Raw genomic sequence first — 12,484 nt, forward strand, 5'->3', positions numbered from 1 at the left:
GGCCGGGGGTAGCAGGAGCCCCAAGCAAAAAGGGCGGCTCCCGGAGCCGCCCTTTTCGAGAGATGAGATGACGCGCCGACTTAGTTCGCCGCTTTGGGCTTGTCGGTCGTGGCCTTGTTGTCGCCCGGCGTCGGCGCCGCGGAGGCGCTGTTCTTGATGCCGTGGAGCAGATCGTCCGCGAGCTTGAGCGCCTTGTCGTCCTTGGCGTCCGGCGGGACGTAGGACTGCGAGCCGGTCTTCTCGTCGCCGTCGTTCTTGAGATGGCCGCGCAGCGAAGCCTCGCCCTTGGTGTCGGTGCGCGACTTCAGCTCGTCCGGCACGTCCTGGAGCACTTCGATGTCGGGCACGATGCCCTTGGCCTGGATCGACTTGCCCGACGGCGTGTAGTAGCGCGCCGTGGTCAGGCGCAGCGCGCCGTTGCCAGAGCCGAGCGGAATGATCGTCTGCACCGAGCCCTTGCCGAACGAGCGCGTGCCGACGATGGTCGCGCGCTTGTGGTCCTGCAGCGCGCCGGCGACGATTTCCGATGCCGAAGCGGAACCGCCATTGACCAGCACGATGACAGGCTTGCCCTTGGTGAGGTCGCCCGCATGCGCGGTGCGGCGCTGGGTCTCCTCGGCATTGCGGCCACGGGTCGAGACGATCTCGCCCTTCTCCAGGAACGAGTCGGAGACGGTGACCGCTTCCTCGAGCAGGCCGCCCGGGTTGTTGCGGAGGTCGATGATGTAGCCCTTGAGCTTGTCGCCGATCTGATTCGAGAGGTTGGCGACCTCGCGCTTCAGGCCTTCGGTGGTCTGCTCGTTGAAGGTGGTGATGCGGATATAGGCGATGTCGTCGGCCTCGATGCGCGCGCGCACCGAGCGGACGCGAATGTTGTCGCGCACCAGGGTGACGTCGATCGGATTGTCCTGGCCCTTGCGGATGATCTTGAGCTTGATCTTGGTGTTGACCGGACCGCGCATCTTCTCGACCGCCTGGTTCAGGGTCAGGCCCTGCACGGCTTCGTCGTCGAGATTGGTGATGATGTCGTTGGCCATGACGCCGGCGCGCGAAGCGGGGGTGTCGTCGATCGGCGAGACCACCTTGATCAGGCCGTCCTCCATCGTGACTTCGATGCCGAGGCCGCCGAACTCACCGCGGGTCTGCACCTGCATGTCGCGGAAGCTCTTGGCGTCCATGTAGCTCGAATGCGGATCGAGGCCGGTGAGCATGCCGCTGATGGCGGATTCGATCAGCTTCGTGTCATCGGGCTTCTCGACATAGTCCGAGCGCACGCGCTCGAACACATCGCCGAACAGATTGAGCTGGCGATAGGTGTCTGCAGTTGCGGCTCGCGCGCTGGAGCCCATGAAGACCGCGCGCGGCTGGGTCACGAACAGCGTCAGCGCAGCACCGGTGGCCGCGCTGAGGAGGATAACTGAAGTCTTGCGCATCATCCGCGAACCTTCTCGCCTTCATTTGCGGCCCACCATGGGCCTGGATCGATTGGAGTGCCGTCCTTACGGAACTCGACATACAGCACAGGTTGACTCGCGTTCGTGGCGAGAATGGAGGCGACTTGAGAGGTCGACCCCATGGTCGCGACCGGTTCCCCCGTGAGCACAAACTGACCGATGTTAACCGAAATGCGCTCCATCCCGGCGATCAGGACATGATACCCGCCCCCGGCGTTGAGGATCAAGAGTTGTCCATAGCTGCGGAACGGGCCGGAATAGACAACCCAGCCATCACACGGCGTCGTGACCTGGGAGCCGGGCCTGGTTGCCAGCGAAATGCCCTTCTGGACACCGCCGACCCCATCGGAACCGCCAAAATCCCTGATCTTGTTACCGTTAACCGGCAGTGGCAGGAGCCCCTTGGCCGCGGCGAAGGCGATCGCCGGGGTGGTCCGGGACCGGTCCTTGAAAGTGCCCGGACCGGGCTTGGCACTGGCGGCCGCCTTGGCCTCGGCCTGCTTGGCGGCCTCGGCCGCCTTCTCGGCGGCCTTGGCGGCGCTCTGCAGATCCTGCTCCATCTTGGTGATCAGCCCCTGGAGATCGCCGACCTGCCTGGAGAGCGCGATGGCGCGCGAGTTCTCGGCGTCGAGATCCTTTTCACGCGACGCCTGCTGGCGCTGCCGCTCGTCGACCAGGGCGGTAAGCCGGGTCTGGTCGTTGCGGACCTTGTCGCGGTCGATGGCAAGCTGGTCGCGTTCGGCGGCGATGTTCTTGCGCAAGGCCACGAGCTCGCCGAGGTCGCCCGCGAGCTTCTCGGCGCGGCCGCGCAATTCCGGCACCACGGCGCCGAGCAGCATGGCGGTGCGCAGTGATTGCAGCGCATCTTCTGGCCGCACCAACAGCGCCGGCGGCGTGCGCCGGCCGGCGCGCTGCAGGGCCGCCAGCACCTCGACGATGTCGGCGCGGCGCGACTCCAGCGAGGTGCGCATCTGCTGCTCGCGGCCGTTGAGCGAGCGCAGCCGCGCTTCGGCTTCGTCGATCTTGGTCTCGACGGTCCGCACATTGGCTGCGGTATCGATCAGCTGCTGATTGAGCTGGGTGCGGTCCTGGCCGAGCGAGGTGATCTCGGCCTTGAGCTTGGCCTGCGCTTCCTCGGCGCTCTTCTGCCTCGCGCGGGCGGCCTCGAGCTCCTGCTCGCGCTGCTTGATTGCATCGGGCGAGACAGCCGCCGTCTGTGGCGCGGGCGCAATTGTCTGACCTTGCGTCTGAGCTTGCGCGAGGCTTGCGCCCGTGACGCCGGCGATCAGCAGCAGGTTGAGGATCGGCGCTCGCATCGCTTTACGCAAAGGTGCTCGTTGTGCGCGCATCACGCGCGGTGATAGGGGTGGCCGGCCAGAATGGTGGCGGCCCGATAAAGCTGTTCCAGAAGCATGACGCGGACCATTTGGTGCGGCCAGGTCGCAGAGCCGAACGCGATCGCGAGCTTGGCCTTACGGCGCAATTCGGGCGAAAGTCCGTCCGCCCCTCCGATCACGAAGATAGTATGTCCGGCACCCTCGTCGCGCCAGCGCCCGAGGTGCCGTGCGAATACGGTGGAGTCGAGATTCTGGCCGCGCTCGTCCATCGCCACCAGGATCGATTTTTCCGGGATATGAGCACCGATCGCCGCGGCCTCTTCGGCCATCCGAGTCGCGGTGTCGCGCGCGCGGCTTTCGGGGATTTCGTGGATGCTGAGCTCGCGGAATCCGAGCTTGCGGCCGGCTTCGTCGAACCGCTCGAAATAGCGGTCGGCAAGCTCCCGTTCGGGGCCCTGCTTCAGCCGGCCCACCGCAATGACAGCAACGCGCATGATATCTTCAGGTCGTGTTTCAAGACCGCGCGCAATATGCGCGCGCACGACGCTAGCATGCGCGTCAGCCGATTCGAAATCGGCTCGATGAGCCTAGATCGCCTTCGCCGCCCCAGGGCCCTGGGTGTACAATCTCTCGAGATTGTAGAACTCGCGGACCTCGGGTCTGAACACGTGCACGATCACATCGCCGGAATCGATCAGCACCCAGTCGCAATTGGGCAAGCCCTCGACGTGGATGTTCCTGATGCCGTTTTCCTTGAGGCCTTTGGCGACGTTGTCCGCGATCGCGCCGACATGCCGGTTCACCCGGCCGGTGGTAACGATCATGTAGTCGGAGTACGCCGATTTGCCGCGAAGGTCGATGGTGACCGTCTCTTCCGCCTTCATGTCGTCGAGGCGGGAGAGGATCAGGCTCAGCGTCTTGTCGGCGTCGGGTTGCGCCTTCAAGGCCGCAGCTTTGGTCGATGTTTTACGCGCCGGTTTCGCTACCTTGGGTAAAACAGACTTGGACAATACAGATGTGGTCAGGGACCATTCCTTTCACTGTATCGCGAACGCCGAATCCGACGCTCACTGGTTACACTACATCATGTGGGGTTAAGGGTTTCAATATGCCAGAGAGTCCGAAATCCCCACAACGTCCACACACTCCGTCTCACTTCGGACCTTTCCAGCTCCCGTCCGGGTTCCGCAAGCCGGTCGAGGACAGGTTCAGTTTCAACCCCGTCAGAAAGACCCAGGCCGGCGCCGGCCGATCCGGAAGCAATGCCGCGTCCGTCTCGGGCACGCGGTAGCGTGCAAGGGCCTGGGCAGCGGGCGAGGCGAGGGCGCGAAAACTCTGCGGCGGGCGATCGATGACCGCAATCGGCACCTGGTCGGCGATGCGCCGCCAGTGCTGCCAACGATGGAATTGAGCGAGATTGTCGGCGCCCATGATCCAGACAAAGCGCAGGCCGCTGAGGCGGCGGCGCAAGGTGTTGATCGTGTCGATAGTATAGCGGGTACGAATGACGGATTCGAGACAGCTCACCTCGATCCTGGGATCGTCGGCGACGTCGCGCGCGGCCTGCATGCGCGCGCCGAGCTCATGCAGCGTGCCGTTCTCCTTCAGTGGATTGCCCGGCGTCACCAGCCACCACACGCGGTCGAGTCGGAGGCGTTTCAGCGTGAACTGGCTGATGGCGCGATGGGCCTCGTGCGGCGGATTGAACGAGCCGCCGAGCAGGCCGACGCGCATGCCTTCGGTGTAGGGCGGAATGGCCTGCGCGAAGAAACGTGGCGCGACGAAATTGTTACTCAATGCCCCACGCCTCGCGACATGACTTACGGCCGCGTCTGACCTGTGCCGTGGACGCGATATTTGAAGCTCGTGAGCTGCTCGGCGCCAACCGGACCACGGGCGTGGAATCGGCCGGTGGCGATGCCGATCTCGGCGCCGAAACCGAACTCGCCGCCATCGGCGAACTGCGTTGAGGCATTGTGCAGCACGATCGCGGAATCGACCTCGCTCAGGAATTTCCTCGCAGCAGCCTCATCCGCGCTCACGATCGCGTCGGTGTGATGCGAGCCGTGGTTCTGGATATGCGCGATCGCGCCGTCGACACCGTCCACCACCTTCGCCGCGATGATCGCGTCAAGATATTCAGTGTCCCAATCGTCTTCGCTGGCAGCCTTGACGCGCGCATCGGTCTTCTGCACGGCGTCGTCGCCGCGCACTTCGCAGCCGGCCTCGATCAGCATCTCGACCAGCGGCTTCAGGTTTTTGGCGGCGGCGGCGCGATCGACCAGCAGCGTCTCGGCCGCGCCGCAGACGCCGGTGCGGCGCATCTTGGCGTTGAGCACGATCGACTTCGCCATGGCGAGGTCGGCGCTGGCATCGATATAGACGTGGTTGACGCCTTCGAGATGCGCGAACACGGGCACGCGGGCCTCCTGCTCGACGCGCGCGACGAGGCTCTTGCCTCCGCGCGGAACGATCACGTCGATGGCGCCGTCCAGCCCTGACAGCATCATGCCGACCGCCGCGCGGTCGCGCGTCGGCACCAGCGTGATCGCCGCTTCGGGGAGCCCGGCGTCACGCAGGCCCTGGACGAGACATTCATGGATCGCGCGGCACGAACGAAAACTGTCGGAGCCGCCGCGCAGGATCACGGCATTGCCGGATTTCAGGCACAGCACGCCGGCATCCGCCGCAACGTTCGGCCGGCTCTCGAAGATCACGCCGACGACGCCGAGCGGAACGCGCACGCGCTCGATGGTCATGCCGTTCGGCCGCTGCCAGCTCTCGGTGACGATGCCGATCGGATCGGCGATGCCGCGCACGATACCGATGCCCTCGGCCATCGACTCGACGCGCGCAGGTGTCAGTGTCAGGCGGTCGATGAAGGAGGCGATCATGGTGCCCGAGGCCCGGGCATCCGCGACGTCCTCGGCATTGGCGGCAAGGATCGCGGCAGAGTTCGCGCGGATCGCCCGCTCCATGGCCTCGAGCGCCCGGTTCTTCTGCTCCGGCGGCGCCAGCGCCAGCACGCGCGCGGCAGCGCGGGCACGGGCGGCGAGATCGGACATCAGCGCCTGGAGATCGGCATTGCCGTCGACGGCTTTGAGGGGGGCGGCCATGGAGAGTTCAACCTTCTGCTAAGGCAGTGTCCTAGCACGGAAATCCCGCGTCTGCGAAGGGTCGGGAGGGTATGGCTGGGGCCCGGTTCGCGCCGCCCGGTCGGCCAATGGCCTGGTTGCCCCCGAGGCCGGACGGATCCTTGCGAGGCGCTCAAATATCAATAAATATCATTACTTGATAACGGAGCCGTTCCATGGCGAGCAGCTACAGCATTGGAAAGCATTTCGAGGACCTGATCGACGATCTGGTCGAGAGCGGCCGCTATGCCACCGCGAGCGAGGTCATGCGCGAAGGCCTTCGCCTAGTCGAGGAGCGTGAAGAGCGGCGCAGGGTCAAGCTGGAGGCGCTGCGGGAGGAAATCCAGAAGGGGTTTGACAGCGGACCAATGGAAGAGGTCGATGTCCAGGAATGGATGAACGACATCAAGGCGCGGGGACGGCAGCGACTGGCCGCGCGCAAACGTGGCGAATAGATTCCGCAAGGCCCCACAAGCCGACCAAGATCTAGATTCGATCTGGGATTTCATCGCGTCGGACAGCGTTCGGGCGGCCGACAAGCAGATCGCGCGCATCGGCGAGATTTTCGAGATGCTCGTGGAAAATCCCTTGGCTGGCCGCGAACGGCGAGAATTGCGCGACAGCCTGCGCAGCTTCCCCGTTGGCAATTACGTGATCTTCTATGTCCCGCTGCCCGATGGAGTCGAGATCGTCCGCGTGATGCACGGCCGCCAGGATATCGGCTCTGACGACATGCAATAGTTGGCGGACTTGCTCGTCCTTACCCACCCACCACCAGATCGTCGCGGTGGATCATCTCGGACCTCCCGCTGATGCCGAGGATGGCCATCACGTCCGGGGAGGAGCGGCCCTTGATCCGTTCGGCGACCTCGGCATCGTAGGCGATCAGGCCGCGGCCGACCTCGCTGGTATCAGGACCGCGCACGATCACCGCATCGCCGCGGGCGAACTGGCCTTCCACCTTGATCACGCCGGCCGGCAGCAGGCTGGCGCCGGCACGCAGCGCCGTCACGGCGCCGGCATCGATGGTCAGCGTGCCTTTCGGCTCCAGCGTGCCCGCAATCCACCGCTTGCGCGAGGTGATGGGGTTGGCCGGCGTCAGGAACCAGGTGCAGCGGCCGCCGTCGGCGATCGCCTGCAGGGGATGCTCGATCTTGCCCGAGGCGATCAGCATATGCGTGCCGCCTGTGGTCGCGATCTTGGCTGCCTCGACCTTGGTGCGCATGCCGCCGCGCGACAGCTCGGACTCGGCGTCGCCTGCCACGGCCTCGATCTCCGAGGAGATGCTGTCGACCACGGGAATGAGTTTTGCGTTCGGATTGTTCTTCGGCGGGGCATCGTAGAGCCCGTCGATGTCGGACAGCAGCACCAGCAAATCGGCGCTCGCCATGGTGGCGACGCGCGCGGCGAGGCGATCATTGTCGCCGTAGCGGATCTCGTTGGTGGCGACCGTGTCATTCTCGTTGATGACGGGGATCGCGCGCCATTCCAGCAGCTTGCCGATGGTGGAGCGCGCATTGAGATAGCGGCGGCGCTCCTCGGTGTCCTGGAGCGTGACCAGGATCTGCCCCGCGCCGATGCCGTGGGCGCCGAGCACCTCTGACCAGATCCGCGCTAGCGCGATCTGGCCGACGGCGGCGGCCGCCTGGCTCTCCTCCAACTTCAGCGGGCCACGCGGCAATTTCAGCCGGCTGCGGCCGAGCGCGATCGACCCGGAGGAGACGACGAGCACGTCGCGGCCCTCGCGATGCAGCTTGGCCATGTCGTCGGCGAGCGCGGCGAGCCAGGAGGCGCGCACCTCGCCCTTGTCGGAATCGACCAGCAGGGCGGAGCCGACCTTGACGACGATGCGGCGGAATTGACTGAGTTCGGGGCTGGGCATGTGTGTATGTGTTGGCGCGTGTGACGGACTGCTCTGCATCGGAAACGGCGGAGCGACAGGCGGCGCCGGTTAAGGCCTGCTTTTGCAGCAGGACGATGGCCGGCGCAAGGCGGCCGAAATGGTAAACGGCGCTTGTCCGGGACGCTCGCCTGGCTCTAATTGTCGCCAACCATAATGGGCTCAAAGAGGAAACCGATGGATCGCCGCAACTTCATCGCCGGATGTCTCGGGTTGCCGCTGTTGGCGCAGGCGGGCGGATCGCAAGCGCAGGCCGGGCTGACAAAGATGATCTTCCCGTTCGCGGCGGGAGCGGGCGGCGACACGCTGTGCCGGCTGATCGCGCAGGAGATGGCGCCGGCGCTGCAACGGACCATCGTCGTCGAGAACCGTACCGGCGGCGACGGCCAGATCGGTATCAAGGCGGTGAAGGGCGCGAGTGCCGACGGCAGCATGGTGCTGGTGACGACCGGGCCGACCATGTACCTGCTGCCGATGGTGGAGACGACGCCGAGCTTCGACACGGCGAAGGATTTCATGCCGGTGTCGCTGTTGGCGCGGTTCGAATTCGCAGTCGTGATCGGCCCGGCGATTGACGCTGCCGATTTCAAGTCATTCGTGGCGTGGCTGAAGGCGCATCCGGACAAGACGTCGTTCGGGGTGCCGAGCAACGGCACCATTCCGCATTTCATGGGCTCCAAGCTCGAGAAGGATCTCGGCATTCCCTTGACCCGCGTGCCCTATCGCGGGAGCGCGCCTATCCTCAACGATCTCATCGGCGGCCATCTGTCGTTCGGCATCGTGACATTGGCCGATGCGCTGCCGCAGCACCGCGCCAAGGGCGTGAAGATCATCGCGGTCGCGAGCGCGGAGCGTTCGCCCTTCGCACCCGAGGTGCCGACACTGAAGGAGAGCGGCATCGATCTCGTCGCGGACGCCTGGTACGGCATGTGGCTCCCCGCCGGCAGCCCGCCGGACTTCGCCAGCAAGCTCGGCGCAGCCGCAAGCGCTGCGCTCGCCAGGCCCGAGGTGAATGAGAAGCTCACCGCGATCGGGCTGATCCCGGTCGGCAGCAATGCGGATGGGCTGACCAAGGAGCTCGCCGCGAACACGGCGTTCTGGCAGCCGATCGTGAAGGCGACGGGGTACAAGATCGAGAATTGAACGCCGCGCGCTACTCTATCCCCTCATCCTGAGGAGCCGCGGAGCGGCATCTCGAAGGATGAAAGGCCCGGCTGTAGCAGCGGGGCCTGCATGGTTCGAGACGGCGCTGTCGCGCCTCCTCACCATGAGGGGTTTTAGAGCTTCGCGCGTTGCGCGATCCCGTCCTTGATCGACGCGAGCTCGGCTTCGTCCCAGACACCGATCAGGATCCCGCCCTTCACCTGGAGCTGGTTGTCGGCATAGTTCGCGATCTTCTCGCGCGGCGTGGTGATGTGGTCGTTGGGATGCAGCGCCCAGTCGAACAGCTCGGCCTGAAGGCGAGCGATGATGCCGGCACACTCCGGATCGTCGCCGCGATCCAGAAACTCGTCCGGATCGGCTTCGAGATCGTACAGCATCGGACGGAAGCCGGAGGCGTGGATGTATTTCCAGCGGCCGTCGAACACCATGAACAGGCGGCAGCGCTCGATCGGCTGGTTCAGCTTCAGCCGCACATCCTGCATGGCGTAGTCGTATTCGGAGAACGCGACCGTGCGCCAGTCGGACGGCCTCTCGCCGCGCAGCAGCGGCAGCAGCGAGCGCCCTTCGAGGATGTGGCCCGGCACCTTGCCGCCGAAATAATCGACGAAGGTCGGCGCGAGATCGATGCCTTCCACGAGCGCGTCGCTGCGGGTGCCACGCATGGCGTCGGCTTCCTTCGACGGATCGATGATGATCAACGGAATCTTCGCCGACTGTTCGTGGAACAGATCCTTCTCGCCCATCCAGTGATCGCCGAGATAGTCGCCATGATCGGACGTGAACACGATCATGGTGGTGTCCAGCAGGCCGCGCGCCTCCAAAAACTTCATCAGCACGCCCATCTGGTCGTCGATCTGGGTGATCAGGCCCATATAGGTCGGGATCACCTTCTCGCGAGCCTCGTCGCGCGCCATGTTGCGGGAGTAGCGCATGTCCATGTAGGCGCCGAACACCGGATGCGGATTCTGGCGTTCGCGCTCGGAGCGGATCGCCGGGATCATGTCATCGGTCGAATACATGCTCGCATAGGGCTCGGGCGCGATATAGGGCCAGTGCGGCTTGATGTAGGACAGGTGCAGGCACCACGGCCTGCCGTCGGTCTCGGCCTCGCTGATGAAGTCCATCGCGCGCCGCGTCATGTAGGGCGTTTCGGAATGCTCGTCCGGCACGCGCGCGGCCTTGTCGGCATGCACCAGCAGCCAGCCGTTCTGCAGGGAGCCGTCGTCCGCTGCGCCTGAATTCGCCCAATGCTCCCAGGGATTGGGCGCCTCGAATCCCTGGCTGCGCAGGTACTCATCGTATTTCGGGCGCGGCCGTCCCGTCGGATGCAGGCCGTCGTCACGCTCATAAGGCTCGAACCCGCATTCGGCGACGTGCACGCCGATCATCGATTCCGGCGGAATGCCAAGCGCCTTCATGCCCTCGAGATCGGGCGCCATGTGGGTCTTGCCGACCAGCACGTTGCGCACGCCGATCTTTTTGAGGTGGTCGCCGAGCGTGGGCTCGCCGACGCGCAGCGGCCAGCCGTTCCAGTGCGAGCCGTGCGAGCGCATGTAGCGCCCGGTGTAGAACGACATCCGCGACGGGCCGCAGATCGGCGACTGCACATACGCCTTGCTGAAGAGCACGCCACGCTTGGCCATGGCGTCGATGTTGGGCGTTTTCAGCGTGGGATGGCCGGTGCAGCCGAGATAGTCGTAGCGAAGCTGGTCGCACATGATCCAGAGAACGTTCTTCGCGCGCGCCATGCTTCGCCCCTGCCGTTTCTTGATCTTTTAATGCTGCGCTATCGCGCCAGCGAAGACAAGCGGGCCGCTTGAGCGCGTCGGATTACGCCGACCACGGCTCCGCTTCGGCCGCGCTCTTCGCCTTGGCCGATACCGGGGCCTCGCCGATCACTTCGACAAGCGCGCGCAACGCTTCCTTCACGCCGTCGCCGGTGATGCCGGAGAGCAGCAGCGGTGTCTTCTTGGCGGCGCGTTTCAGCCGGTCCTTCTGCTTCTTCAACTCGTCCGGCTCGACCGCGTCGATCTTGTTCAGCGCGACGATCTCGATCTTGTCGGTGAGCAGGCCGCCATAGGCATTGAGCTCGTTGCGAACCGTCTTGTAGGCCTTGCCGGCATGCTCGCAGGTCGCATCGACGAGATGCAGCAGCACGCGGCAGCGCTCGACATGGCCGAGGAAGCGGTCGCCGAGGCCGGCGCCTTCATGCGCGCCTTCGATCAGACCGGGAATGTCCGCCAGCACGAATTCGCGGCCGTCGGAATTCACGACGCCGAGTTGCGGATGCAGCGTGGTGAAGGGATAGTCGGCGATCTTCGGCTTCGCCGCGCTGACCTTGGAAAGGAAGGTCGATTTGCCGGCATTGGGCAGGCCGACCAGTCCGGCATCCGCGATCAGTTTCAGTCGCAGCCAGATCCAGCGCTCCTCGCCGGGCTGGCCGGGATTGGCGTTGCGTGGTGCGCGGTTGGTCGAGGACTTGAAATGCGCGTTGCCGAAGCCGCCATTGCCGCCCTCGGCCAGCACGAACTTCTCGCCGACATCAGTGAAGTCGTGGATCAGGGTCTCGCGGTCCTCGTCGAAGATCTGCGTGCCCACGGGGACCTTCAGCACGATCGCCTTGCCGTTTGCGCCATGACGGTCCGAGCCCGAGCCGTTCTCGCCCTTCTGGGCCTTGAAATGCTGCTGGTAGCGGTAGTCGATCAGCGTGTTGAGGCCGTCGGCGACCTCGAGGACCACGTTGCCGCCGCGGCCGCCATTGCCGCCGGAAGGACCGCCGAATTCGATGAACTTCTCGCGGCGGAACGCCACGCAGCCGTTCCCGCCGTCACCGGAGCGGATATAGACCTTTGCTTCGTCGAGGAATTTCATGGGCCATAGGTAGGGCAGGCGGTCCCGCGCGGCAACCCGGACTTATCCCTGAATCGGCCGAAATCCTGCGAATTTGGCCCCGTGCTTAACCCGCAGGCCGTCTCCGGATCAGGAATTTCTGCATCCCCTCCAGCACCAGCTCCTTGCGCTGGTTGAATACGGTGCTTTTGAGCGTCACCGCGCCGGTCGTGCGACCTGGCACCAGCTCCGTGACCTCGAGCGCGGGATAGATGGTGTCGTCGGCGAACACCGGTTTGAGGAACCGGCTCGATTGCTCGAGGAAGCCGACCAGGGAGTCCTCGACCATGAACGGAAACAGGCCCGCGCCGGGCGCCGTGTGGATCAAGGTCTGGAAGCCGTGGGCGAGCAGATGCGGCATGCCGCGGCTGCGGCAATATTCCACGTCGTAATGCACGGGATGGGTGTCGCCGCTCGCGGTCTGGAAGGCGGCGAACACCGCCGAGGTCTGGGTGCGGCTCGGCAGCACGAAGCGCTCGCCGACCACGAAATCCTCAAACCAGCGTTGCGCGGGGATCATGCGATGCCGCGTCGGGTCGAATTCGGTCATGTCCATGCTCTCTGGTTCGGGAGGCGTCTATCGCTATCGCGCCGCGAATAGTGCGA

General features: G+C 65.0%; 13 protein-coding genes. 3 read left to right on the forward strand and 10 right to left on the reverse strand.

Annotation, left to right across the window (positions count from 1 at the left end):
- Positions 1–80 precede the first annotated feature (80 nt).
- From AB7290_RS02195 to AB7290_RS02220, 6 genes are all read right to left on the reverse strand, one after another.
- Positions 81–1,436, reverse strand: a complete 1,356-nt coding sequence (locus AB7290_RS02195) for a S41 family peptidase (protein ID WP_014490597.1) — start codon at positions 1,434–1,436, stop codon at positions 81–83.
- The gene (locus tag AB7290_RS02200; RefSeq protein ID WP_085399705.1) at positions 1,433–2,770 is read right to left on the reverse strand and encodes a murein hydrolase activator EnvC family protein; all 1,338 of its coding nucleotides are present in this window, start codon (positions 2,768–2,770) and stop codon (positions 1,433–1,435) included. The genes AB7290_RS02195 and AB7290_RS02200 overlap by 4 nt, the downstream gene beginning before the upstream one ends.
- 32 nt (positions 2,771–2,802) lie before the next feature.
- Positions 2,803–3,285, reverse strand: a complete 483-nt coding sequence (gene rlmH / locus AB7290_RS02205; protein ID WP_135215820.1) for a 23S rRNA (pseudouridine(1915)-N(3))-methyltransferase RlmH — start codon at positions 3,283–3,285, stop codon at positions 2,803–2,805.
- A 93-nt stretch (positions 3,286–3,378) separates the two neighbouring features.
- The gene (gene rsfS / locus AB7290_RS02210; protein WP_014490594.1) at positions 3,379–3,735 is read right to left on the reverse strand and encodes a ribosome silencing factor; all 357 of its coding nucleotides are present in this window, start codon (positions 3,733–3,735) and stop codon (positions 3,379–3,381) included.
- A gap of 208 nt (positions 3,736–3,943) precedes the next feature.
- On the reverse strand, positions 3,944–4,588 hold the full coding sequence (locus tag AB7290_RS02215) for a nicotinate-nucleotide adenylyltransferase (RefSeq protein ID WP_085399703.1): 645 nt from the start codon (positions 4,586–4,588) through the stop codon (positions 3,944–3,946).
- Positions 4,589–4,611: 23 nt separating this feature from the next.
- The gene (locus AB7290_RS02220; protein WP_085399702.1) at positions 4,612–5,907 is read right to left on the reverse strand and encodes a glutamate-5-semialdehyde dehydrogenase; all 1,296 of its coding nucleotides are present in this window, start codon (positions 5,905–5,907) and stop codon (positions 4,612–4,614) included.
- A 194-nt stretch (positions 5,908–6,101) separates the two neighbouring features.
- Here AB7290_RS02220 and AB7290_RS02225 point away from each other — a divergent pair, with 194 nt between their 5' ends.
- Both AB7290_RS02225 and AB7290_RS02230 read left to right on the forward strand, forming a co-directional pair.
- Complete coding sequence (locus AB7290_RS02225) at positions 6,102–6,380, forward strand: type II toxin-antitoxin system ParD family antitoxin (protein WP_063980433.1); 279 nt, start codon at positions 6,102–6,104, stop codon at positions 6,378–6,380.
- Positions 6,370–6,666 carry a type II toxin-antitoxin system RelE/ParE family toxin gene (locus AB7290_RS02230; RefSeq protein ID WP_063980434.1) on the forward strand — a complete coding sequence of 99 codons (297 nt, stop codon included), beginning with the start codon at positions 6,370–6,372 and terminating at the stop codon, positions 6,664–6,666. Before AB7290_RS02225 ends, AB7290_RS02230 begins: the two co-directional genes overlap by 11 nt.
- Before the next feature lie 19 nt (positions 6,667–6,685).
- Here AB7290_RS02230 and proB read toward each other — a convergent pair whose 3' ends face one another.
- Entirely contained in the window at positions 6,686–7,807 is a 1,122-nt protein-coding gene (gene proB / locus AB7290_RS02235) for a glutamate 5-kinase (RefSeq protein WP_085399701.1), read from the reverse strand.
- 195 nt (positions 7,808–8,002) lie between these two features.
- Between proB and AB7290_RS02240 the strand changes: the two genes are divergently transcribed.
- Positions 8,003–8,968, forward strand: a complete 966-nt coding sequence (locus AB7290_RS02240) for a Bug family tripartite tricarboxylate transporter substrate binding protein (RefSeq protein WP_085399700.1) — start codon at positions 8,003–8,005, stop codon at positions 8,966–8,968.
- A gap of 134 nt (positions 8,969–9,102) precedes the next feature.
- Here AB7290_RS02240 and AB7290_RS02245 read toward each other — a convergent pair whose 3' ends face one another.
- The 3 genes from AB7290_RS02245 to AB7290_RS02255 form a co-directional block, all read right to left on the reverse strand.
- Positions 9,103–10,737: an alkaline phosphatase family protein gene (locus tag AB7290_RS02245; protein WP_354079804.1), complete on the reverse strand. Its 1,635-nt coding sequence runs from the start codon at positions 10,735–10,737 to the stop codon at positions 9,103–9,105.
- An 82-nt stretch (positions 10,738–10,819) separates the two neighbouring features.
- A complete protein-coding gene (gene obgE, locus AB7290_RS02250; protein WP_085399699.1) occupies positions 10,820–11,860 on the reverse strand; it encodes a GTPase ObgE in 1,041 nt (346 codons plus the stop codon).
- Positions 11,861–11,945: 85 nt separating this feature from the next.
- Positions 11,946–12,428 (reverse strand): MaoC family dehydratase, encoded by a 483-nt coding sequence (locus AB7290_RS02255; RefSeq protein WP_085399717.1) that lies wholly within the window; start codon positions 12,426–12,428, stop codon positions 11,946–11,948.
- Positions 12,429–12,484: the final 56 nt, after the last annotated feature.

Origin of the sequence: Bradyrhizobium sp. 613_E4_N2_2 (assembly GCF_052075995.1) — a bacterium.
Taxonomy (GTDB): Bacteria; Pseudomonadota; Alphaproteobacteria; order Rhizobiales; family Xanthobacteraceae; genus Bradyrhizobium; species Bradyrhizobium barranii.

Excerpts from the sequence above, each read along its gene's own strand:
- AB7290_RS02195 (WP_014490597.1), bottom strand. The coding sequence starts at position 1,436 with ATGATGCGCAAGACTTCAGTTATCCTCCTCAGCGCGGCCACCGGTGCT.
- AB7290_RS02200 (WP_085399705.1), bottom strand. The coding sequence starts at position 2,770 with ATGCGAGCGCCGATCCTCAACCTGCTGCTGATCGCCGGCGTCACGGGC.
- rlmH (WP_135215820.1), bottom strand. The coding sequence starts at position 3,285 with ATGCGCGTTGCTGTCATTGCGGTGGGCCGGCTGAAGCAGGGCCCCGAA.
- AB7290_RS02220 (WP_085399702.1), bottom strand. The coding sequence starts at position 5,907 with ATGGCCGCCCCCCTCAAAGCCGTCGACGGCAATGCCGATCTCCAGGCG.
- AB7290_RS02225 (WP_063980433.1), top strand. The coding sequence starts at position 6,102 with ATGGCGAGCAGCTACAGCATTGGAAAGCATTTCGAGGACCTGATCGAC.
- proB (WP_085399701.1), bottom strand. The coding sequence starts at position 7,807 with ATGCCCAGCCCCGAACTCAGTCAATTCCGCCGCATCGTCGTCAAGGTC.
- AB7290_RS02240 (WP_085399700.1), top strand. The coding sequence starts at position 8,003 with ATGGATCGCCGCAACTTCATCGCCGGATGTCTCGGGTTGCCGCTGTTG.
- AB7290_RS02245 (WP_354079804.1), bottom strand. The coding sequence starts at position 10,737 with ATGGCGCGCGCGAAGAACGTTCTCTGGATCATGTGCGACCAGCTTCGC.
- obgE (WP_085399699.1), bottom strand. The coding sequence starts at position 11,860 with ATGAAATTCCTCGACGAAGCAAAGGTCTATATCCGCTCCGGTGACGGC.
- AB7290_RS02255 (WP_085399717.1), bottom strand. The coding sequence starts at position 12,428 with ATGACCGAATTCGACCCGACGCGGCATCGCATGATCCCCGCGCAACGC.